The 632-nt window shown below is 44.3% G+C and carries 1 protein-coding gene; it reads right to left on the reverse strand.

What is annotated here, in order from left to right:
- Window positions 1–632 (reverse strand): ISL3 family transposase (locus LRP81_RS17975; protein ID WP_230503692.1); only part of this gene is annotated, 632 nt, incomplete at both ends.

The raw sequence follows: 632 nt of genomic DNA on the forward strand, positions 1-632 counted from the left end.
CCTCTAAAAAGCCGTTGGAATAGTTATAGCTAAAGCTATTCAGTATCTCTATCTGCCAGTTTTTTAGTGTCTGGACAGCCTTTGCGAATTCGGGAATGTCAGCCTGATTGACCAACTCGTAAAAGCCATGTAAGGCATTTTTGGTTTGGAGGATGTCTTTCACGCCATTCTGCTTAGCCCCGTCAAACCAGAGACAAAACTGTTCCTTTAGCTCATATGCTTTTTGGAGTTCAGGGGACAGATCAAGATATCTTTGGAGGTACCATTTGTCATCTTCCGTTAATTTGTTGGAACGCTTATAAAACACATGTCGCATCAACTTACATTTCTTCCGATCGTAGTCATGCCACCCTGACTGTACTCTTCGTCTGACACCGTCCATCGCCCAGTAAATATACCGAACAAAGTGAAATCGATCGGCCACAATCACCGGCTTTCCAAGCGCCTGCTGAACAGCCGCCTTAAAGGAGTGGCTCATGTCCATGACCACTACTTCCACCTTGGCACCGAACTTTCGCAGATAATGCTTAATGGTATTTTTATAGCGGTTTGGAAGAATATCAATTGGTTCTTTCGTTATTCCATTGGCGATGATGAGCTGGTACTTTCCCTCTCTCGTGTCCCCTTTATAC

Origin of the sequence: Sutcliffiella rhizosphaerae, from assembly GCF_917563925.1 — a bacterium.
GTDB classification, from domain to species: Bacteria; Bacillota; Bacilli; order Bacillales; family Bacillaceae_I; genus Sutcliffiella_A; species Sutcliffiella_A rhizosphaerae.